The sequence below is a fragment of the Thauera aminoaromatica S2 genome, from assembly GCF_000310185.1.
GTDB lineage: Bacteria > Pseudomonadota > Gammaproteobacteria > Burkholderiales > Rhodocyclaceae > Thauera > Thauera aminoaromatica.
The window spans coordinates 1-19,883 of sequence record NZ_AMXD01000016.1 but is presented as its reverse complement, the minus strand read 5'-3'; the positions used below and the strand labels follow the sequence as shown (position 1 = coordinate 19,883).

Annotated in this window: 22 protein-coding genes and 1 tRNA gene; 16 read left to right on the top strand and 7 right to left on the bottom strand. The window is 69.1% G+C overall.

Annotated features, from left to right (window positions below):
• Positions 1 to 73: 73 nt before the first annotated feature.
• Positions 74 to 790, bottom strand: coding sequence for an RES family NAD+ phosphorylase (locus C665_RS04570; protein WP_004301250.1), 717 nt, complete (start codon positions 788 to 790; stop codon positions 74 to 76).
• 12 nt (positions 791 to 802) lie between these two features.
• Complete coding sequence (locus C665_RS04565; protein ID WP_004301248.1) at positions 803 to 1,198, bottom strand: MbcA/ParS/Xre antitoxin family protein; 396 nt, start codon at positions 1,196 to 1,198, stop codon at positions 803 to 805.
• 305 nt (positions 1,199 to 1,503) lie between these two features.
• Here C665_RS04565 and C665_RS04560 point away from each other — a divergent pair, with 305 nt between their 5' ends.
• From C665_RS04560 to C665_RS04520, 9 genes are all read left to right on the top strand, one after another.
• Entirely contained in the window at positions 1,504 to 2,313 is an 810-nt protein-coding gene (locus C665_RS04560) for an ABC transporter substrate-binding protein (RefSeq protein WP_004301246.1), read from the top strand.
• 252 nt (positions 2,314 to 2,565) lie between these two features.
• Complete coding sequence (locus C665_RS04555; RefSeq protein ID WP_004301244.1) at positions 2,566 to 2,817, top strand: hypothetical protein; 252 nt, start codon at positions 2,566 to 2,568, stop codon at positions 2,815 to 2,817.
• Between the two features lie 144 nt (positions 2,818 to 2,961).
• Positions 2,962 to 3,546, top strand: coding sequence for a DUF5610 domain-containing protein (locus C665_RS04550; protein ID WP_004301243.1), 585 nt, complete (start codon positions 2,962 to 2,964; stop codon positions 3,544 to 3,546).
• 218 nt (positions 3,547 to 3,764) lie between these two features.
• On the top strand, positions 3,765 to 4,037 hold the full coding sequence (locus C665_RS04545) for an HU family DNA-binding protein (protein WP_004301241.1): 273 nt from the start codon (positions 3,765 to 3,767) through the stop codon (positions 4,035 to 4,037).
• A 39-nt stretch (positions 4,038 to 4,076) separates the two neighbouring features.
• Positions 4,077 to 4,152 (top strand) — tRNA-Val (locus C665_RS04540).
• A gap of 374 nt (positions 4,153 to 4,526) precedes the next feature.
• Positions 4,527 to 5,633, top strand: a complete 1,107-nt coding sequence (locus C665_RS04535) for an HPP family protein (protein WP_004301239.1) — start codon at positions 4,527 to 4,529, stop codon at positions 5,631 to 5,633.
• 76 nt (positions 5,634 to 5,709) lie between these two features.
• Complete coding sequence (locus C665_RS04530) at positions 5,710 to 6,060, top strand: cupin domain-containing protein (protein WP_004301237.1); 351 nt, start codon at positions 5,710 to 5,712, stop codon at positions 6,058 to 6,060.
• Between the two features lie 92 nt (positions 6,061 to 6,152).
• Positions 6,153 to 6,365 carry a DUF3079 domain-containing protein gene (locus C665_RS04525; RefSeq protein ID WP_004301235.1) on the top strand — a complete coding sequence of 71 codons (213 nt, stop codon included), beginning with the start codon at positions 6,153 to 6,155 and terminating at the stop codon, positions 6,363 to 6,365.
• Positions 6,366 to 6,667: 302 nt separating this feature from the next.
• On the top strand, positions 6,668 to 7,216 hold the full coding sequence (locus tag C665_RS04520) for a phasin family protein (RefSeq protein WP_004301234.1): 549 nt from the start codon (positions 6,668 to 6,670) through the stop codon (positions 7,214 to 7,216).
• A 135-nt stretch (positions 7,217 to 7,351) separates the two neighbouring features.
• On the opposite strand, the gene C665_RS04515 is transcribed toward C665_RS04520, so the two are convergent.
• Positions 7,352 to 7,792 (bottom strand): GatB/YqeY domain-containing protein, encoded by a 441-nt coding sequence (locus C665_RS04515; RefSeq protein ID WP_004301232.1) that lies wholly within the window; start codon positions 7,790 to 7,792, stop codon positions 7,352 to 7,354.
• Positions 7,793 to 8,087: 295 nt separating this feature from the next.
• Here C665_RS04515 and C665_RS04510 point away from each other — a divergent pair, with 295 nt between their 5' ends.
• The 3 genes from C665_RS04510 to mnmL all read left to right on the top strand — a co-directional run bounded on the left by C665_RS04510 (position 8,088) and on the right by mnmL (position 11,490).
• Positions 8,088 to 9,488: a sigma-54 interaction domain-containing protein gene (locus C665_RS04510; RefSeq protein WP_004301230.1), complete on the top strand. Its 1,401-nt coding sequence runs from the start codon at positions 8,088 to 8,090 to the stop codon at positions 9,486 to 9,488.
• A gap of 265 nt (positions 9,489 to 9,753) precedes the next feature.
• Positions 9,754 to 10,269 carry a ubiquinol-cytochrome c reductase iron-sulfur subunit gene (petA, locus tag C665_RS04505; protein ID WP_004301228.1) on the top strand — a complete coding sequence of 172 codons (516 nt, stop codon included), beginning with the start codon at positions 9,754 to 9,756 and terminating at the stop codon, positions 10,267 to 10,269.
• A gap of 204 nt (positions 10,270 to 10,473) precedes the next feature.
• Complete coding sequence (mnmL, locus tag C665_RS04500; RefSeq protein ID WP_012585314.1) at positions 10,474 to 11,490, top strand: tRNA modification radical SAM protein MnmL/YtqA; 1,017 nt, start codon at positions 10,474 to 10,476, stop codon at positions 11,488 to 11,490.
• A gap of 226 nt (positions 11,491 to 11,716) precedes the next feature.
• Here the strand turns inward: mnmL and C665_RS04495 are convergent, their stop codons facing one another.
• Complete coding sequence (locus C665_RS04495) at positions 11,717 to 12,175, bottom strand: c-type cytochrome (RefSeq protein WP_004301224.1); 459 nt, start codon at positions 12,173 to 12,175, stop codon at positions 11,717 to 11,719.
• A gap of 237 nt (positions 12,176 to 12,412) precedes the next feature.
• Between C665_RS04495 and C665_RS04490 the strand changes: the two genes are divergently transcribed.
• The 3 genes from C665_RS04490 to C665_RS04480 all read left to right on the top strand — a co-directional run bounded on the left by C665_RS04490 (position 12,413) and on the right by C665_RS04480 (position 16,869).
• Complete coding sequence (locus C665_RS04490; RefSeq protein ID WP_004301223.1) at positions 12,413 to 15,058, top strand: PEP/pyruvate-binding domain-containing protein; 2,646 nt, start codon at positions 12,413 to 12,415, stop codon at positions 15,056 to 15,058.
• A gap of 70 nt (positions 15,059 to 15,128) precedes the next feature.
• Positions 15,129 to 15,584: a hypothetical protein gene (locus C665_RS04485; RefSeq protein ID WP_004301221.1), complete on the top strand. Its 456-nt coding sequence runs from the start codon at positions 15,129 to 15,131 to the stop codon at positions 15,582 to 15,584.
• Positions 15,585 to 15,609: 25 nt separating this feature from the next.
• Positions 15,610 to 16,869, top strand: coding sequence for a patatin-like phospholipase family protein (locus C665_RS04480; RefSeq protein WP_004301220.1), 1,260 nt, complete (start codon positions 15,610 to 15,612; stop codon positions 16,867 to 16,869).
• 1 nt (position 16,870) lies between these two features.
• Here C665_RS04480 and C665_RS20945 read toward each other — a convergent pair whose 3' ends face one another.
• The 3 genes from C665_RS20945 to C665_RS04465 form a co-directional block, all read right to left on the bottom strand.
• Positions 16,871 to 17,041, bottom strand: coding sequence for a hypothetical protein (locus tag C665_RS20945; protein ID WP_187282999.1), 171 nt, complete (start codon positions 17,039 to 17,041; stop codon positions 16,871 to 16,873).
• Between the two features lie 115 nt (positions 17,042 to 17,156).
• Complete coding sequence (locus C665_RS04470; RefSeq protein ID WP_004301217.1) at positions 17,157 to 17,549, bottom strand: DUF6858 family protein; 393 nt, start codon at positions 17,547 to 17,549, stop codon at positions 17,157 to 17,159.
• A gap of 421 nt (positions 17,550 to 17,970) precedes the next feature.
• Complete coding sequence (locus tag C665_RS04465; protein WP_004301215.1) at positions 17,971 to 19,293, bottom strand: IS1182 family transposase; 1,323 nt, start codon at positions 19,291 to 19,293, stop codon at positions 17,971 to 17,973.
• A 118-nt stretch (positions 19,294 to 19,411) separates the two neighbouring features.
• Here C665_RS04465 and C665_RS04460 point away from each other — a divergent pair, with 118 nt between their 5' ends.
• Positions 19,412 to 19,657 (top strand): hypothetical protein, encoded by a 246-nt coding sequence (locus C665_RS04460; RefSeq protein ID WP_004301214.1) that lies wholly within the window; start codon positions 19,412 to 19,414, stop codon positions 19,655 to 19,657.
• Positions 19,658 to 19,883 lie beyond the last annotated feature (226 nt).

Here is a 19,883-nt window from a genome sequence, read left to right as displayed (position 1 = left end):
CCCTCGTCAGCGATGGCGGGGGGTTTTGCTTTTGGGGGCGCCGGTGCCCCGGGCAGCGGAGGCTGCTGCGCGATCAGCCCAATTCGGCGACCGCCGCGCTGATCCAGGTCTCCCCCGGGTGCTTTTCCACCACGATCCGCGCGCCCTCGAGGCGGTAGGTGAGCTGGCAGTGGTGCCTCGGGTTGGAAAGCACGCCCGGGTTGAAGATCGCCACGTTCTCGCCCCCGCGTCGGCGGACCGACTGGATGAGCAGGCCCGGGTGGCCTTCGCGATGAATCCGCGCGCCCACCGCCTGCGGGAAGGTGTAATCCGACGGGTGAAGCAGGTCGCTGTGCTCGGCGGTCGCCTTGCGAAAATCCAGCAGTGCGGCGCTGCAGGCCACCCGATAGACCTTGCGCTCGGCGATCACCGGCTCGCGTTCAAACCCGGCATCGCACAGCAGGCCCCGATACCAGTGGTAAGCCGACTCGAAGACCGTGGTCTCGACCGAGTCCGAGCCGTACCACACGCCGAAGGATCCGTCGGAGAACCGGCTCGCCTGCCAGTGCTTGAACGGCCACAGGATGGCGTTGAACCAGGCCGCATCCTCGAAGGGGCGGTCGATGATCGGCGTGTGCGACCGATACGACGGCGGCCTGACCTCCGCCTCCACCTTCTGCGCCAGCAGCCACGCGGCCGGATCGTCCGTCAGGTCGTCGAACAGATCCCGCGACTGGCGCAGCGACACGATATTGCGCGCCACGTCCTGATGGACGTCGGCCAGCGAGACCTGCGCGAACGGCGAATTCATCGTGCGCCCGGCTCACAGGCCACGAGCGTGGTCGAGGTAGCCCCGCACCATCAGCAGCCCGGCAAAGCCCCATTCCTTCACCACCTCGACCGGGCTCAGGTTGTCGAAGGCCTTGTTGCGGGTGCTCATCCAGCGATAGGCCAGGTCGCGGTTGTGCGGAAAGAGCAGGCGCAGACTCTTGTGGATGCCGAGCAGGTGCCCCACCCGGTCGTACTGGTCGCGGCTGGTGCCGATCGGCTTGCCGCTGCGGTAGTTCGACAGCGCCGCCCGGTTGCTGGCGGCGATGCCGAGCAGCGCGGCCTGGTCCTCGGTGCTCAGATTCCAGTGATCGAGCAGGGTCATGACCATCCTGGCCAGCGCACCGCGGTCTTCCGATGCGTTCACTTCGCGCTCGGCGATGGCGCTCATGGCGGGCTCCTCGCTTGGTGGTGATCGGTACTTCGAGGATAGTGGTCTGTTTTAAAGAAAACAAGTGAAGTGTTAAAGATAACGCCTGAAGCTAGGCCGCCGTTTCAAGTCGAGCGTCCTCCAGGTAGCCGAAAGGCCGTTCGCAATCGGTCGCCAAAGCTGACGATTCCGGATCGCACCGGTTTCTGCACGTGGGGATCGCGAAGCGGGTCGCTCCCAGCATGCAGGCCGTACGCGCGGCGAATGGGCGAGGAGCAGACCGGGGCTGAGCACGCGTGCCCGAGGGGATGCGCGATAATCCCGCCATGAACCCACGCCGCCTCCCCTCCCGCATCGTCTGCCTGACCACCGAGACCGTCGAAGTCCTCTATGCCCTGGGCGAGGAGGACCGTATCGCCGGCATCAGCGGCTACACAGTCATCCCGCCGCGTGCGCGCAAGGAGAAGCCGAAGGTGTTCGCCTTCTCCAGCGGCGACCTGGAGAAGATCCTCGCGGTCGCGCCGGACCTGGTGCTGGGGTTCTCCGACATGCAGGCGGACGTGGCGCGTGACCTGATCAAGGCCGGGGTGGCGGTGCATGTGTTCAACCAGCGCAGCGTCGACGGCATCCTGGCGATGGTCGAGACGGTGGGCCGGCTGGTTGGGGCGGAGGCGCGTGCGCTGACCCTGGTGGCCGAGCTCGAGGCGACGATGGACGCGGTACGCGCGCGGGCGGCGGCGCTGCCGCGGCGGCCGCGGGTGTATTTCGAGGAGTGGGACGAGCCGCCGATCAGCGCGGTGGGCTGGGTGTCGGAGCTGATCGGGATCGCCGGCGGTGAGGACATCTTTGCCGAGCGCGCGCGCCATCCGGGCGCGGCGCAGCGCATCCTCGCCGATCCGCTGGAGGCGGCGCGGGCGGCGCCGGATATCGTTGTGGGCTCGTGGTGCGGCAAGCGCTTCCGCCCCGAGCGTGTGGCTGCACGTGCGGGGTGGGAGGACGTTCCGGCCGTGCGCGACGACGAGCTGCACGAGGTGAAATCCGCGCTGATCCTGGCGCCGGGGCCGGTGGCGATCCGCGAGGGGCTGCCGGCGCTGGCGGAGATCGTCGCGCGCTGGGCGGCTCGGCTGCACGCCTGAAGCGGCGCGGTCGCGCAGCGCGGCGGGCAGTCCGGTACCGGAGTCGTCCGCACACGCCTTGCCGGGCAGCGTGGCGCCGAATTCGCCCACGTCATCGAGACCGGCCGACGAGGCAGTGCGTTCGCCATGTCTCGCTCGGCATGCGGGTGGCGTCCTTTCTCGGTGCGCTCGCGATGTTGGCGAGCGTGTTCTTCCTCTCCCGCCTGTTCCGGGGCTTCTTTCCCGAGACGGTGCAGGTGGCGATCCTGATCGGTGCAAGCCCCGCACCGGCGCCTCACGGGCTTCGTCACCAGCGCCCTGGCGATCTGGTTCGGCGCGCGCCGCGCGTGGAACGACATGGTCAACACCGGAATCGTGTTCTTAATGCTCTTCCGATACACCAAGCTCTTCGACAGGTGGTGGGACATCATGCCGAAATGGCTGTTCTTCCTCGTCGTCGCGCTGGCGGCGATCCTGGTCCTGCGGGTGCTGCGGCGCCCGTGCGGACGGGGGGTGCCGGCATGAGTCCGCGCGCGCTCACGCTCGCCGTCGGGGCGATGATCATCCCGGGCGGCTGCGGACTCGCGACGTTTGAGCGGTCTTGGCGCAGCGCGATGCCGGGCCGCTGTCTAGACTGGAAGTGAGAGAACAACGCCAAAGGAGTCCGCCATGAATACCGTCCTGATGAGTGCTTCCGTCCCCGCGGGTGCGTCCGTCCAGGCGGCGGATGCCGCGCGCCAGAACAGTGCGGCGGCGTCGCGCCTGCAGCGTCAGGCGCCAACCACCGAGTCCGAGTTGCGCAAGGATCTCCATATCGGCATCCTGCAGGCTTCGATACAGGTGTCGATCCGCTCGGGAGATCAATCACAAGCGCTGTTGTTGCGCTCGGCAATCGAGGGCATCAACGAGGCGCTTGCACCCACGCTGGGTCCGCAGGCCATCCAGAACTCCATGGACCAGGATCGTTCGGCCGAAGCCACCGCCGGGCGCATCGTGTCGATGTCGACCGCGTTCTTCGAGGCCTATGCCGCGCGGCGCCAGGACGATGCCCCCGAGACCGTGCTGCGCGACTTCATTGACGTGATCCGTGGCGGTTTCGAGAGCGGCTTCGGCGAGGCGCGCGAGATCCTCGAAGGCTTGGGCGTCTTCAAGGGCGCGGTCGAGGCCGACGTGATGAAGACGCGCGAGCTGGTGTTGGAGGGGTACGACCGCTTCATCCAAGAGCGCCTGCCCGCTGCGGCTGAGCCGCAGTAGGTGGTCTGGTGGAGATGCAGGCTCCGGCCATGCTGCACCGCACGCGCCGGAAGTCTCGTCGAATGTCCCACGGCGGCACTTCCTGCCGCGTTGACAGTGCTGAATCGCGCGCGCTATAAAATCGCGAGTTCCGCAGGTCATGTCGCAACCCGTGGTGCGCTCCGATCATTCCAAAGCCACGGTTCCACCCATTGCAGTACAAAACCGGAGGGGGTCAAGTGAATAAACAGGAACTGGTTGCAAGCATTGCGGAGAAGGCTGGCATGACCAAGGCGGATGCGGCGCGCGCGCTGGACGCGACCGTTGCCGCGGTGACCGAGGCCCTCCGTCAGGACGAAACGGTCACCCTGGTGGGCTTCGGCTCCTTCTACGTGGGCGAGCGCGCCGCGCGCACCGGGCGCAACCCGCGCACCGGCAAGAACATCAAGATCAAGGCGGCCAAGGTGCCGAAATTCCGCGCTGGCAAAGGGCTCAAGGATTCTGTAAACTAGCGGACTTTGCTGCTCCGGCATCCGCGCCGGGGAAAGCGCGGGTGCTTAGCTCAGTCGGTAGAGCGTCGCCCTTACAAGGCGAATGTCGGCGGTTCGACCCCGTCAGCACCCACCACCGAATGCGCCGATTTCTCGGCGAAACGAAAGGCCCGGACCGCGTACCGGGCCTTTTTGTCGTGGATGATCGAATGGTCGCGCGCCCTCCGTTGCGCACCCGCCGCCCATCCTCCATCCGTTCCCGCTGACTCCCGCACCCTCGCACCCATACATTTTGTAATGCCGCGAGTCCTCGCCGAATCCGGGATACGGTTTAAAATATCATTTTTTGATGTAATGACCGGCTCGTGCGGATGCGTGTCGATGCCGCAAGGGCGAGCGCCCACCCGCACGGTGCCGTGCTTGCCGGACAGTGCAGACGGGAGTCTGCCGCCTGCCTGCCTGACCGACCGGTGGGCACCCCTCGTTGCGCCTCGCCGCTGGAGCCTGCCGATGTCCCTCGCCCGACTGTTCTCCCTGCCTGCCGCCTTGTCCGCGGGGCGGCGCGAGATGGCACTGGGGACGCTGGGGGTGGCGGTAGGGTTGGGTTGCACCGAGTGGATCGGCTTCCTCGCGCTGGGCGGGCAGGAACCGTGGTTCATCCTCCCGATGGGGGCGTCGGCGGTGCTGCTGTTCTGTGTCCCGGCGAGTCCGCTCGCGCAGCCCTGGCCAAGCCTCGTCGGCAACCTGGTGTCGGCGCTGATCGGGGTAGGCTGCTATCGCTGGCTGGGCGAGACCGGGATGGCCGTCGCGCTCGCCGGCTGCCTGGCGGTGGGGGCGATGTTCCTGCTGCGCTGCCTGCATCCGCCGGGCGGAGCGGTGGCGCTGACGGCGGTGCTGGGTGGTCCGATGGTGCATGAACTCGGCTACGCCTTCGCGCTGATGCCCGTGCTCGTCAATACGCTGGCGATGCTGGTGGTCGCCTTCCTGTTCAACAACCTCGTGGGACGGCGCTATCCGCACCTTGCGCCCGCGCGTGCGCAGGCGCACGGCACGGCCGATCCGCTGCCGAGCAAGCGCGTCGGCTTTCGTGCGGAGGACCTCGACGCGGCGCTGGCCTCTTTCGGCGAGGTGCTCGACGTCGATCGCGACGACCTCGAGGAGATCATGGTGCGCGCGCAGATGAACGCGCGCCGGCGCACCTGGGGCGCGCTGCGCTGCGCCGACATCATGTCGCGCGACGTGGTGAGCGTGGGTCCGCAGGCCCCGGTGGGCGAGGCCTGGGCGCTGCTCGCGCACCACCGCATCAAGGCCTTGCCGGTGGTGGAGGAGGGCGGCCGGCTGGTCGGCATCGTATCGGTGCCGGACTTCTTCATCGACCGCCACAACCCCGAGCCGCAGCCGGTGCCGCGCATGCGCACCGCCCGCGTGGTCGCCGAGATCATGAGCGGGCGCGTGCACAGCGCCCGCCCCGGGCAATCGCTCGCCGACCTGGTGGGGGCCTTCTCGGACGGCGGCCTGCATCACCTGCCGGTGGCCGACGAGGACGGCAGGCTGGTCGGCATGATCACCCAGTCGGACGTGGTGGCGGCGCTCTTCGCCGGCGAGCGCGGGGCTTAGCGGACGCCGGCGGATCGACCCGCGCGCGCAGGAGTAGGATTGCAATGGAATGCCTGACAGAAGGGAGGAACCCGAAATGACGGATCGCACGAATGCCGCGAGCGGCGAAACCCGCGTCGAGAAGCTCAAGTCGATGCTCGACTTCCAGCACCAGGCGATCGTGAGCCGCATGCTGGTGAAGAATGCCGCCGGCAGCGTCACGCTGTTCGCCTTCGACAAGGGAGAGGGCCTCAGCGAGCACACCGCGCCCTTCGATGCGCTGCTGATCGGTGTGGAGGGCGAAGCGGAAGTGCGCGTCGACGCCGACATTCATCGGCTCGGCGAGGGCGAAACGTTGCTGATCCCCGCCGGCGCGCCGCATGCGGTGGCGCCGCGCGCGCAGTTCAAGATGTTGCTGGTGATGCTCAAGGGCGAGCGCAAGGCCTGAGCGGGGAGGTGGCGCACCCGGCCGCCTGCCGGGTGCCCGCGCGGGCAGTCGAGCGCGCCCGGAACCCGGGCAGCGTATTGGAGAGTGTGGTCATGGCGAAGAAATTTCCCCTTCATCCGAAGAACCCGGAGCGCATCTGTTGGGGGTGTGACAAATATTGTCCGGTCGATGCGCTCGGCTGCGGCAACGGCTCGGGACGCACCCAGCACCCGATCGAGCTGCTCGGCGACGACTGGTACACCTATGGCGACTGGGGCATCGACCCGGAGGATCCCGCGACGCCGGGCAAGAAGAAGGCGGCGTGAGCAGGCGGGCGAGGGCGCTGCGCTGCCTCTTTCATGCGCCTGAAACCTCGATGGAAGAGGATCAGGAGGATCGCGGCGAATGCGATTGCGAGCGGGATTTCCACCACTTGGCTAACGGGTGGCACAGCGAAATGTTGCGGTGCAACAAAAAAGTGTTGACGGTGGAATTCCCAACGCTATAATCGGCTCCATTGTGCGGTGCAGCAAAACGAAGCCGGAATGGTTTCGGGCAACAAGGCCGCATGGACCGCGAGTTTCTTTCGCATCATCGACTCCACTGCAACTCACCAAGGAAGCCAGCCATGACCAAGATCCAGACCCCCGAGCAGTTCGCCGCCGTCGGCCAAGCCAACCTCGAAGCCATGATGTCGCTCGCCAACAGCGCCATCGCCCGTGCCGAGCGCTTGGCCGAACTCAACCTCAACACCGTGCGTTCGGTGCTCGAGGACAGCGTCGCCACCACCCGCAAGCTGGCCGAAGCCAAGGACCCGCAGCAGCTCGCCAAGCTCCAGGGCGAACTGACCAAGCCGATGCTCGACAAGGCCGTCGCCTACGCCCGTAGCGTTCAGGAGATCGCCACCGAGGGTCAGCAGGAAGTGTCGAACCTGTTCGAGAAGCAGATCGCCGACCTCAACAAGCGCTTCCACGACATGCTCGAGCAGGCCGCCAAGCAGGCGCCCGCCGGTTCGGAAGGCGTGTTCGAGGCCGTCCGCTCGGCGATGAACACCGCCAACAGCCTGTACGACAACGCCAGCAAGGCCGCCCGCCAAGCCGCCGAAGTCGCCGAAGCCAACATGGCCGCCGCGACCGAAGCCACCGTCAAGGCCGTGAGCGCCGCGACCAAGAAGTGATCGCAGCGCGCGGAGAGGCGGTCGCTTCTCCACGCAACAGAAAAGGCCGCCCGGCATTGCCGGGCGGCCTTTCTTACATGGTGCCCGGCTCGCCGCATGGAAGCCGCAGCGGCCGGCCGGGCCTGCCGACGGGCCTCAAGCGGCCAGGGCTTCCTTGACCCAGGCGTTCGCCTGCTTGGCGTCGAAGCCGCTGCCGTATTTGGCCTTCAGCGCAGCCATCACCGCGCCCATCTGCTTGGGCGAGCGCTCGGCCAGGCTGGCGACCGCGTCGGCGATGAAGGCCTTCACCTCGGCCTCGGTGGCCATCGGCGGCAGGTAGGCCGTCAGCACCGCGCACTCGCGCTCGAGCACGGCCAGGCGGCCGCTGTCCCTGATCACGGCCGCGGCTTCCTGGTTGTTCTTGAGGAACTTGCGGATCGTCTGCTGCACCTCGTCGTCGGTGCTCTCGCGGTTGCCGGCGTTCTTGCCGACCATCTCGGCCTCGGCGATCAGGGTGGACAGCAGGGTGGCGCGCACGCTGTCGGCAGCCTTGCGCGCGAGCAGGGAGTCTTTCTTGAGTTGGGCCAGCAGGCTCATCGGGGTCTCCGGTGGAATCGAGCGGGGGAGGCGTGCGACGCAGGCCTCCGGTCACGGAGCGGCGTGCAGGACGCCGGTCGGGGGCCGAGTCTACCGCAGCCCGTACCGCCACAGCGCCCGGATCGCGCCTCGCAGCCTGCGGTTCCCGCTGACGCGGCGCACGTTGCCGAAGCACGCCTGCCGCAGTCGCGCCGCCCGCTCGCGCTGCCCAGGCCCGGCTCAAGGGGAGGCGATTGACGGCGCCGCTCCCGGGGACGCAGACTGCTGGCAGACCTTCCGCCAGATCTGACAGGACATGCCGCCCGACCCCCGCCCGCTGCCCGAGCTGGTCTCCTTCCTCGAGACCTTCCCCGAACCGCACATCCTGTGCGATCGCGACTACCGCATCCTCGCCGCCAACGCCGCCTACCGGCGCTCGTGGCCGGAGGCGCGCAGCGTGATCGGGCGCACCTGCTACGACGTGTCGCACCACTACAGCGTGCCCTGCGACCGTGCCGGCGAATCCTGCCCGCTCGCGCGCAGCCTGCAGTCCGGCCAGCGCGAGCGCGTGCTGCACCTTCACCACACGCCGCGCGGCGAGGAGTACGTCGACATCGAGCTCTCTCCGGTGCGCGACGCCGGCGGAGAGATCGCCTGGTTCATCGAGAAGATGGAGCCGCTGCACGTCGCCCGCGGGGTGTCCGACCATCGCGGCCTGATCGGACGTTCGCCGGCCTTCCAGCACATGCTCGAGCTCATCGCGCGGGTCGCGCCCTCGGACGCGAGCGTGTTGCTGCAGGGCGAATCCGGCACCGGCAAGGAGCTGCTCGCGAGCGCGGTGCACGAGGCGAGCCGGCGCGCCGAGGGGCCCTTCGTGGTGGTGGACTGCTCTGGCCTGCCCGAGACCCTGTTCGAGAGCGAGGTCTTCGGTCACGAGCGCGGCGCCTTCACCGGCGCCACGGCGCGCAAGCCCGGGCTGGTCGAGGCGGCCAGCGGCGGCACCCTCTTCCTCGACGAGGTCGGCGACATTCCGCTCGCCATGCAGGTCAAGCTGCTGCGCCTGCTCGAGACCGGCACCTACCGCCGCGTCGGCTCCACCGAGCTGCGTCGTGCCGACATCCGCCTGGTCTCGGCCACCCACCGTCCGCTCAAGCGCATGATCGCGGAGGGCGGCTTCCGTCAGGACCTGTACTTCCGCATCAACACTTTCCCGATCACCGTACCGCCGCTGCGCGAGCGTGAGGGCGACCTGCCGCTGCTGATCGACTCCCTGCTCGAACGTGTCGCGCCGAAGCGCAAGCTGTCGCCGAGTCCGGCCGCGCTGCGCGTGCTGAGCAACTACGCCTTCCCGGGGAACGTGCGTGAGCTGCGCAACGTGCTCGAGCGTGCCAGTCTGATGTGCGACGGCGAGCTGATCGGGCTCGAGCATCTGCCCGAGGAGGTGCTGCATCCCGAGAGCGAGAGCGCCGAGTCACGATTTGCCAGTGGAGGTCCGTTGGCCGCAGCGATCCCGGTGCGCGATCCGCTGGATCTCGAGGAGGTGCAGCGCCAGGCCATGTTGCGCGCCGTGCGCGCGCATCGTGGCAGTCGGCGCGAGCTGGCTCGCCGGCTGGGGATCAGCGAGCGCACGCTGTATCGGCGGCTGAAGTCACTCGGCCTGCTCGAGGGCCAGGCGATGCGCGGCGGGGATGAGGAGGGTGGGGGGGCGGCGCGCTGAGTGGGGGGGCGCGGGAAGCAGCACCGGATCGCGGCACTTGGTCGCGGAGGTGCCGGGTTGCTGTCAGCTGTGGCAGTACCATCGAGGGGGCGGCAGCCTTTGGCAGTATCAAGGCGCCCAAATACGACAACTATGCCCGACAGACCGGCCTTTTCTGGAGCTGGTACGCCGATTGCTTTGTAGAGCCCAGAGCGAAGCAGGCCGCGTCGTGATCGCTGCATGATCGTCCCCCCTCGACGGTCTTGCCCCTGGCAGCGCAGTTCCGATGGAGTGCCCCCCGGCCGCTTCGCCCTTTTTTCCGCCGCCCGCCCGGGCCGCCGGCGCGCCGGTCGAGGCCGACGTCTCCAAACTTGCAGTCGGCGACATGGTGACCGTGGAGTGGCGTGGCAAGCCGGTGTGGATCCTGCGCCGCACGCCCGAGATGCTCGCCACGCTCGAGCACAATAAGGCCCGCCTCGCTGACCCTGTCTCGGGCGAACCGCAGCAGCCCGAGTACGCCACCAACCGGCAGCGCTCGATCAAGCCGGAATACCTCGTTGTGATCGGCATCTGCACGCACCTGGGCTGCTCGCCGTCCGAGAAGTTCGCCATCGGCACCACCGAGGGCATGACCGCCGACTGGCCCGGCGGCTTCCTGTGCCCCTGCCACGGCTCGATCTTCGACCTCGCCGGCCGCGTCTATCTCAGCCAGCCGGCCCCCACCAACCTCGAGATCCCGCCGCACAAGTGGCTCTCCGACGGCCTCGTGCTGATCGGCGAGGACGACCACGGCATGGCATGAACGGGGCTGCCGCTCCTGCAGGGCTTCCGAAGCGCGGCACTTCCGCGCAAGCCATTCTGCTCCGCGGGGCGATTTCTCCAGCGGCCTGCGTTTGCGCACGGTCAAGGGCTGCGCGGGCGATCGGCGGCACACTCGCGCCTCGGCAACTTCGCCAGCGGCATCCGGCTGCGCCGCTTTCACCGTCCATCCACTTTCGCTCCCCGCATGAACCCGGTTCCCGCACTCGTCTCTCCCTGCGTTCACTCTCCGGTGCTGGATCCGGTCGATGAGCCGCACGCGGTTTCGCCCTTCGGCGAGCGCCGCTACAACGCCTGGAACGACCACGTGAAGCGGCGCTGGGGTGGGCGGGTGCAGAAGGTCTCGGTGGCGGCCGGCTTCACCTGCCCGAACCGCGACGGCACCCTGGGCAGCGGCGGCTGCACCTTCTGCAACAACGCTGGCTTCACCCCCGGCTACCTGGATCGCCGCGACCCGATCGGCGAGCAGATCGACGCCGGGCTGCGCTTCCTCGACCGGCGCTATCCCGGCACCGCGCGCTTCATCGCCTACTTCCAGACCTACAGCAACACCTACGGCGAGTTCGCGCGCCTGCGCGAGAGCTACGAGGCCGCGCTCGCGCACCCGCGCATCTGCGGGCTCGCGATCGGCACGCGGCCGGACTGCCTGCCCGACGTAGTACTCGACTACCTGGCCGAGCTCGCGCGCGAGCACATCGTGGAGCTCGAGATCGGCGTGGAGTCCTGCGACGACGAAGTCCTGCGCCGGATCAACCGCGGCCACGATTTCGCCTGCAGCGAGGAGGCGATCCGGCGTGCCGCGGCGCGCGGCCTGGGGGTGACCGCCCACCTGATCCTCGGCCTGCCCGGCGAGACGCGCGCCGGCATGCTGGAAGCCGCGCGCCGCCTGTCCGCGCTCCCGGTGGCGGCGCTCAAGCTGCATCAGCTGCAGCTGGTAAGGGGCACCGCGATGGCACGCGACTGGGAGCGCGATCCCGCGAGCGTACCCTTGCTCGCCGAGGACGAGTACATCGCGCTGCTGGCCGACTTCGTCGAGCGGCTTGCGCCCACGATCCTGCTCCAGCGCCTGGGCAGCGAGGTTCCCCCGGCGTTGAAGCTGGCGCCGCAGTGGAACATCCGCCTCTCCGAGCTCGCCCCGCGGCTGAGTGCAGAGCTGGCGCGGAGGGAAAGCTGGCAAGGCCGCCGCTACCAACCCGCTTGCTGAGTGTCGGCGGCAGGGCCAAGGACGGAAGCGACGCGAGTCGCGATCGGAGCGCATGAGGTTCGGGAACGCCCGGCGGGATCTCGTACGCTGGAATCGCACTTGCGCGAGACCGCGGCGTCTCCGGAAGCGCACCGTGGGAGCGACGCGAGTCGCGATCGGGCGCAGGAGATGCGACGACGCGCGGTGGGACCGCGGGTTCCGCAATCGCGCCTGCAGTCTTGCCGCCTCAGCGCCTGAAGTCGTTGTGGCAGGCCTTGCAGCTGTCCTGAACGGCTGCGAGGGCGGTGCGCGCCTGTTCCTCCGAGCGCGCCGCAGCGGCGGCGAGGAGGCGGTCGGTGGCGGTGATGAACTCGCTGCGACGGCGCTCGAACTCGGCGGGCTTTTCCCAGACGGCCGGGCGGGCCTTGGTGGGGGGGTAATTGCTGCCGGGGCCGAAGTGCTTCCACGGCGCGTCGCGCTTCGCGGCGAGCTGCTCGGCGAGGCTGGCGAACTGGTCGGCGTCGAAACGCCGGTCCTTGAGCATGGTGTTCATGGGCTCGGTGCTGCGCAGCATGGCCTTGAAGGCGTCGCGGCGCTGGGTGACCGGCTTGTCCGGGTGGGTATCGGGCGGCTCCGACGAACAGGCGAGCAGCAGGACGGCGGGCAGGGCGAGGAGCAGGATGCGGGCGAGGGGCTGTCGGGACATTTCGGGCGTGAGGAGTCGGGAGTGATGCGTCGGGTGCCGGTCTAGGCTCTTGCGGAACTCGAAGGCGAGGCGGGAAGGGGCGGATTCCCGGCACGAGGGCGCGCGGCCGCCGGCCGATGATGCCGCAGCACGATCGTTCGACGGTTTGCAAGGCAAGAAGAATGCCAAGCTGCGGGAAAGTTCCCGCGGGGCTTGCGCGCATAATCGCGCTCGCAGGCCTTGTCCGAGGAGCTCCTGATGAATTCTGCCGTTCCGACGTCGGCCGGACCCATCCCGTCCGATCTTCCCACGTCTCCCGCCAAGTCCGCTCCCACGCTCCCCGCCACCTTCGCCCCGACCACCGGCCTGCCCGACCTCGACGCCATGCTGCGTGGCGTGGCGCGCGGCGACAACATCGTCTGGCAGGTGCAGGCGCTGGACGACTACCGCGCGCTGGTGCTGCCCTATGCGGCCGCGGCGCAGGCGCAGGGACGGCGGCTGATCTATTTCCGTTTCGCCGCGCATCCTCCGCTGCTCGCCGGGGACAGCGGCGCCGAGCTGTTCACCCCGCGTCCCGAGGACGGCTTCGACGCCTTCGTCGATCAGGTGCATTCGGTGATCGAGGCCGCCGGTCGCGAGACCATGTATGTCTTCGACTGCCTTTCGGACCTCGCCGACGCCTGGCTGTCCGACCGCATGCTCGGCAACTTCTTTCGCCTCACCTGCCCGCGGCTCTTCGACCTCGACACGGTGACCTACTTCGGCGTGCTGCGCCATCGACATGCGCGCGCGGGCATGGACATGATCACCGAGACGACGCAGTACCTGCTCGACGTGTTCCGCTGCCGCGATCGGCTCTACATCCGGCCGATCAAGGTGCAGCACCGCTCGGCCGCGGCGATGAACCTGATCCACGCCTGGGAGCCGGGCGATCGCTTCCGCGCGGTCGCCGACAGCGGCACGGTGGCCGAGATCCTCGCGGGCTCGGGCTGGCAGGGGCTGGAGGACGAACAGATCCGCAGCCACTGGCAGCGCCTCTTCGATCAGGCGCGAACCTTCGCCGCCCTGCGCGCGGCCGGGGCGCCCGAGCTGGCCGGCGAGGCCGCCGCCTTCGCCCGCCTGGCGGGCCTGCTGTTTCCCGACGAGGCTGGCCTGCAGGAGCTGATCGCGCGCTACCTGAACCTCGACGACCTGCTCGCGGTGCGCGCGCGCATGATCGGCATCGGCACCATCGGCGGCAAGGCCGCGGGCATGCTGATCGCGCGCGCGATCGTGCGCCGCGACGCGCCTGCACTGCACGCCCGCCTCGAGGCGCACGACTCCTTCCATGTCGGCAGCGAGGTCTTCGATACCTTCTTCGTGATCAACGGGCTGTGGTGGGTGCGCCGCCGCCAGCGCGAGGCCGACTGCTTCCTCCAGGGCCTCGACGGAGAGGAGGGCGCCCGCGCACGCATCCTGCGCGGCCGCTTCCCCGAATCCACCCTGCGCCAGTTCGAGGGCATGCTGGATTATTTTGGCGAGTGGCCTTTCATCGTGCGCTCCAGTTCGCGCCTGGAGGACCGCTACGGCAACGCCTTCGCCGGCCAGTACGACAGCGTGTTCTGCGCCAACCGCGGCACGCGCGAGGAGCGCCTCGCCGCGCTGCTCGACGCCGTTCGCCAGGTGTATGCGAGCACGCTGTCGGAGTCGGCGCTGCGCTACCGCCAGCGCCGCGGCCTGCTCGACGAGCACGAGCAGATGGCGCTGCTGATCATGCGCGTCTCGGGCACCGCCGGCGGGCGCTGGTTCAACCCGCACGCGGCCGGCGTCGGGCTGTCGGTCAATCCCTACCCGTGGAACCCGCGCATCGACATGAAGGCGGGCGTGGTGCGCCTGGTCGCCGGTCTGGGCACGCGTGCGGTGGATCGCGCCGACGACGACTACACCCGCCTGATCGCGCTCGATGCGCCCGAGCTGCGCCCGGAGACCAGCTTCGGTGCGATCGCGCGCCATGCCCAGCGCCGCATGGACAGCCTCGACCTGGAGCGCGGCGAGGTGGTCTCGGGCCCCTTCGCCGAGCTGGTGCGCGGCCATGCGGATTTTCCGCACGCGCTGTTCACGACGCGCGAGGCCGAGGACCGTCCGGCCTTTCTGACCTTCGACGGGCTGATCGCCCACACCGATTTCGTCGCCGACCTGCGCACGCTGCTGCGCGCGCTGCACGCGGCCTACGCGCATCCGGTGGAGATCGAGTTCGCGCTCAATTTCGTTCCCGACGGCGGCTACCGCATCAACCTGCTGCAGTGCCGGCCGATGCAGGTGCGCAGCGTCGAGGGCGTGCAGGGCGTGGAGCCGCCGGCCGACGCGCCGCGCCTGGTGGAAGCGTGCGGTGCAGTGATCGGACCGAGCCGGGTGATTCGCCCCGAGCGCATCGTGCTGGTGCGCCCGGCTGCCTTCGCCGCGCTCGACCAGGCCCGCCGCCTGGCGGTGACGCGCGTGCTCGGCCGCCTCAACGCGCTTGCCGACGAACGTTGCGTGCTGATGCTCGGCCCCGGGCGCTGGGGCTCGAAGGACCCCTTTCTCGGCATCCCGGTGCTGTTCTCCGAGATCAATCACGTCGCCGCGCTGTGCGAGATCGTCGCCATGCACGAGCACCTGGTGCCCGACGTCTCGCTCGGCACCCACTTCCTCAACGAGCTGATCGAGGCCGACCTGCTGTACTTCGCGCTGTTCCCCCGGATGGCGGGCAACGTACTCGACGAGGCGGCGATCCTGCGTTGGCCCAACCGGCTCGGCACGCTGCTGCCGGACGACGCGGACTGGAGCACGGTGGTGCACGTGGCCGAGCCCGCGCAGGCACCCACGCTGTACGCCGATGCGCCCGGGCAACGTGTCGTCGTGGTGCAGGACTCGGTGGCGGCTTGATTCAGTTCAAGCGCTTTCAGGGGCCGCCCGGGTAGGATGGCGACCGTTCGCATCCAACCGGAGATCGTGCATGCGCCTCGCCTTCCTGAGCGCCGCCATCGCGGCGCTGTGTGCCGCCCCTGTTCCCGTTCTCGCCGCCGACGACACACGCCCGCAACCCAAGCTGCAGGCATCGGCCGACGAGTTGCCGCGCCCCGCCGACGAGAAGCTGCGCGCCGGCATGCTGCAACTGCGCGAGACCGTCGCCGCACGCGTGTCCGACCCGGCCATGGACGAGGCTGCGCAGGTCGCGCTCGCCGGCGAGATCCTGCGCCAGGTCGCCATGATCAGCGAGGGGCGCGACTTCCACAGCCGTCCCGGCCGCCACCTGCAATGGCTGCTCGGCGACATCAGCGATGGCGCCGGGCTCATGCGCGATGCGCCGCGCCTGCAAGCCAAGCGGCTCGGCCTGCTGCGGGTCGCCGAGACGCTGAACTTCTACGGTCGCGAGTACGACCACCCGGGGTGGGAGCCGATCAGGCCGTGAGGGGCCGCGCGGAGGCGACGGCGCGATGAAGCCGGCGCTGCGCATCCTGGCTGGTCCGGCGGCGCGTGCGCAGTTGCGCGAGCGCGGCTTGGCGCCCGCCGACGTCCTTGCGATCCCCGGCGCGGCCGGCGGCCCCAAGGGCCTCATCCTCAATCCGCTCGATCGCTTCGTCTTCGGCCATTGGCTGGCGGGCGCGGGTGCGCCGGTGCACCTGCTCGGCGCCTCGATCGGCGCCTGGCGCATGGCCAGCGCATGCCTCGCCGATGCCGATGCAGCGCTCGCCGAAATGGCGCACCACTACGTCGAGGAGAGTTACCTCGACGCCGATGCGGTGGAGAAAGCGCGTGCCGGTGGCCGGCCCGTCCGTCAGCCCGGCGCGGCGGCGGTCAGTCGCGCCTTCCGTGCACGCCTCGCCACCCACCTGGGCGCGCGCACCGGCGAGCTGCTGCGCCACCCGCGCTTTCGCCTGCATCTCTTCACCAGCCACGGTGTGCATCCCTTGCTGCGTCGCGAGGGACGGCTGCGCACGCTCGCGGGCTACGCGGGTGCCTACGCCGCCAACCTGCACAGCCGTGCGCGCATGGGCGACTGGCTGGAGCGCGTGGTGTTCTCCGATCCGCGCGATGCCTTGCCTTTCGCGATGGACGACTACGCCGGGCGCACTTGTGCGCTGGGCCCCTACAACGCCTTCGAGGCGCTGGTGGCGAGTTGCTCGATCCCGTTCTGGCTGCAGGCGGTGCACGATATTCCCGGCGCGCCGCCGGGTGCGTACTGGGATGGCGGCATCACCGACTACCACCTGCACCTGGATTACGCCTCGGTGCTGCGCGGGGAGGGGAACAGCCTTGCGGCAGCGCAACGCGCGGGCGAGCGCAGTCCCGGCAGGATGGCCGGGAATGCGGGTAGCCAAGAGGACGGCGAGACGACGATGGGGCGGCGGCCGCGCGACGAAACCCGTGCAGAGGCGCCCCGGCTCGTGCTCTACCCGCATTTCCAGCCCAGCGTCGTTCCGGGTTGGCTGGACAAGTCGCTGCGCACGCGCCATCGCGCTACCGCGCGCCTGGACAACGTGGTGCTGCTGGTGCCGGACGCCGAGTGGATCGCCCGCCTGCCCAACGCCAAGCTGCCCGATCGGCGCGACTTCAAGACCTATGGCGCCGACCACGCAGGACGCGCGGTGGTGTGGCGGCGCGCGATCGCGGAAAGCGAGCGGCTCGCCGACGAGTTCGCCGCGCGCGTCGCGGGAGGCCGTCCGATCGAGGCGGAAGCGCTCGGCGAAACCTGACTCAGCCCGCGCCGACCATCAGCTGAGCGCTGGTGCAGTCGCACGGCGCACTGCAATCGGCCATGTCTGCCTGATGGACATGGGGCCGCAGCACATGGCACAGGCACAGGCTGCGCTCGCTGAGGAGGGCCAGGATGAGCTCGGTCTGGCGCGGGGGCGGGTCGATGACCACCGCCTCCTGCTCGTCGAGGTCGGCGAGCAGGTAGCCGATCGGGCCGGAGTCGGGGCTGTGCAGGGGATGAAGGTACGTGGCGGCGCGCGCCCGCTCCAGCGGGCGGATTCGGTTGTCAGGCGGCCTTGCGCAGGGCGGTGACCCACTCGATCATCTTGCGGTTGGCCTCGGGCATCGGCGCCTCGAGGAAGCTGATGACGAAGCGGTCGGGCAACTCGGCAAAGCCGATCGAGCGCGGGCGGACCGCCATCATGTTGGGATCGAGCAGCTTCACGCCGAAACAGAAGATGAGATTCTTCGCCGCCAGGATGTCGGGGCGAATCTCGCCGCCGATCAGCTTCGTGTGGCTCAGATGGTCGAAGGTCGCGATCAGGCGCACGGTGGGGTCCGCCTCGGCCTTGGCCTCGATCGCCGCGAGCAGGTCGTCGAGGCGGACGTGATCGGTTTCGTTCTTGCCGAGTTCGAGCACGTGGATCGGGTACTTGTCGGCGAGCAGCTTGTTCTGCATGGAACACTCCCTGGGGTCGGCGGGGGGGCGGATACGGCGGTGCCGCATTCCGGGGTGGATTGTCCGACGGGCCCGCTGCGCTCGCATGGATCGTGCGGGCCGCGCGAGCCTCGTCCCAAGATGACTAACAGGAATCGTGCCAGCGTCGTGCGATGGCGGAAGCGGCGTCGTTGCCGGCGATCCGGCGGTCGAGGCGGGCTCGCCGCGTGCCCACTTGCGCCAGCGTGGCAGCTCGGCTGGCGCTTCTGGCAGCGCTGGCAGGCTAGGAGTCTGCGCGGCAGAACTCCAGAGCGTGTTTTCTAGCAGAATGATTGGCGAACCGCGAGGTGCGGCACGAGACTGAGGCCGTGGTCAAGTTGCTTTGCGACGGCGCGGCGCGCATGCCGGACGGCAACGGGGACAGGTTTGCCCCCTTTTCCCGTCATGCCGTCCTCAATGTGCTCATCCTGCGCAGGTTCAGCGCCATACAGACGAGCTTCCACTCCGCTTTGACGCGCTCCAGGCCCCGCAGGCTGAACTGCCGGAATCCCAACACGTTCTTGATCCAGCCGTTGGGCGGTTCGGCGATCCATTTCCGTTTTCGGTAGGCGCTCTTGCCCGCCTCGCTCTCGAGCTTGTCGGCCATCTGCGCGGTGTGCGGATTGCGTTCGCGATCGAAGCCGAGTCGGCGCTTACCTTCCCGGCCCAGCGCCACCACCAGTTCGGTCCCGCACCCGTCGAGTTCCCGGAACGTTTGCTCCGAGCGGTAGCCGGTGTCGGCCAGCGCCTGGCGCGGTCGGTGTTCGACGTTGTCGCGCACGGCCTGCAGTACCCCCGCCAGTTGCCCGGCGTCGCTGGCGTTGTTGGTCAGCTCGGCCGCCACGATGATGTGGGCGGTCTCGTCGACCGCCGTCTGGGCGTTGTAGCTCGGATCGAAACCGCCGCCGGCGCGCTTCATGATGCGGCTGTCCGGATCGGTGAAGTTCTCCTGCGCCTTGTCCTCGGGCACTCCAAAGTCGCGCTTGTAGCGCCCGCCCTTCGGTTTGCCGTCACCGCCGCGCGGGCGACGCTCGTCATCGTCGCTGCGCCCGCGCGCCTGATCGGCCTCGCGCTGGCGCTGCTCGAGCCGCGCCCGGGCTTCAGCAATCGCCGTCAGCCGCGCCTCGCGCCGCGCGATCTCGGCCGGCACATCCCACTCGGGCTCGTTCCGCTCGGCGTCGTCGGCGGCCTTGGCCCGATTGAGCAGCGCCTCGATCTGCCGTTTCAACTCGGCCTCCGCCTTCACCATATGGCCGTAACTCATCGCCTTGTGGCGGCTGGCGTTTGCCTTGACCTTGGTGCCGTCGATGGCCACCGTCCCGAGCTTGACCAGCCCCATCTCGCGGGCCAGTCGCACCACCTGCACGAACAACTCGCTCAGCTCCTTCAAATGGACCGCGCGAAAGTCGCTCAGCGTGCGGTGGGCCGGGAAGTTGTCTGCCGCCAGGACCCGGAACGCCACATCCTCGTGCAGCTTGCGCGCGATCTTGCGCGAACTGAACACGCCCGTGGCGTACGCATACAGCAGCACCTTGACCATCATGGCCGGATGAAACGGCTGGTTGCGCGGTCCGCCACCGGCATACCGGGCGTGGAACGCGCTCAGATCCAACCCGTCGACCGCGTCGCTGATGAAGTACGCCAAGTGGCCTTCGGGTAGCCACTCCTGCAGCGCCTGGGGCAGCAGCATCTGCTGCTGCGGGCAATAGGGCAGATAGCTCGTCATCTCGACAGTCTACCGGCCCCGAAACGCCCGCGAGGACTTAACTCACCGACGCTTGGCTTCTGCCGCGCAGACTCCTAGTGTCGTCCTGCGCCCGCCCGCACCCTGCTCGCGACGGCGCTTGTCCGAACCTTCGGGCCTTGAAGTTGCCGGGCATCCGCACCGCGACGACTTCGCCGCGCGCGGCGAGCACGCCAGCGGCCGCGGCCTTGGCCTCGACGATCACCTTGCGACCCTTGACCTCCTTGAAGCGCCCATGGATCTCGAGGACCGGGCCGAGCGGCGTGGGTCGAGGTCGTCGCCCCACAGCGCGGCGGTGATGAAGCGCAGCGGCGGCTCGCTGCCTCTCGGGCGCTTCTCGGGGTAGTCGTCCTGGAAGGCGAGCATGCGGGAGACTAAGGGATGGTGAGGGAAGGCTTGCATCCTGTGGCCGCGTATGGCCCTCGCCCATCGCGATCGAGGACGCGCGTCGCTCCCGCAAGAAAGGCCGCCCCGCAGGCACCTCGCGCCGCGGCGCTCAGCGCGGGCGGGCGCGGTAGCGCTCGATCAGGCCGCGCGTGCTGGCGTCGTGGGCGTCCGCCGAGGGGGCGGCC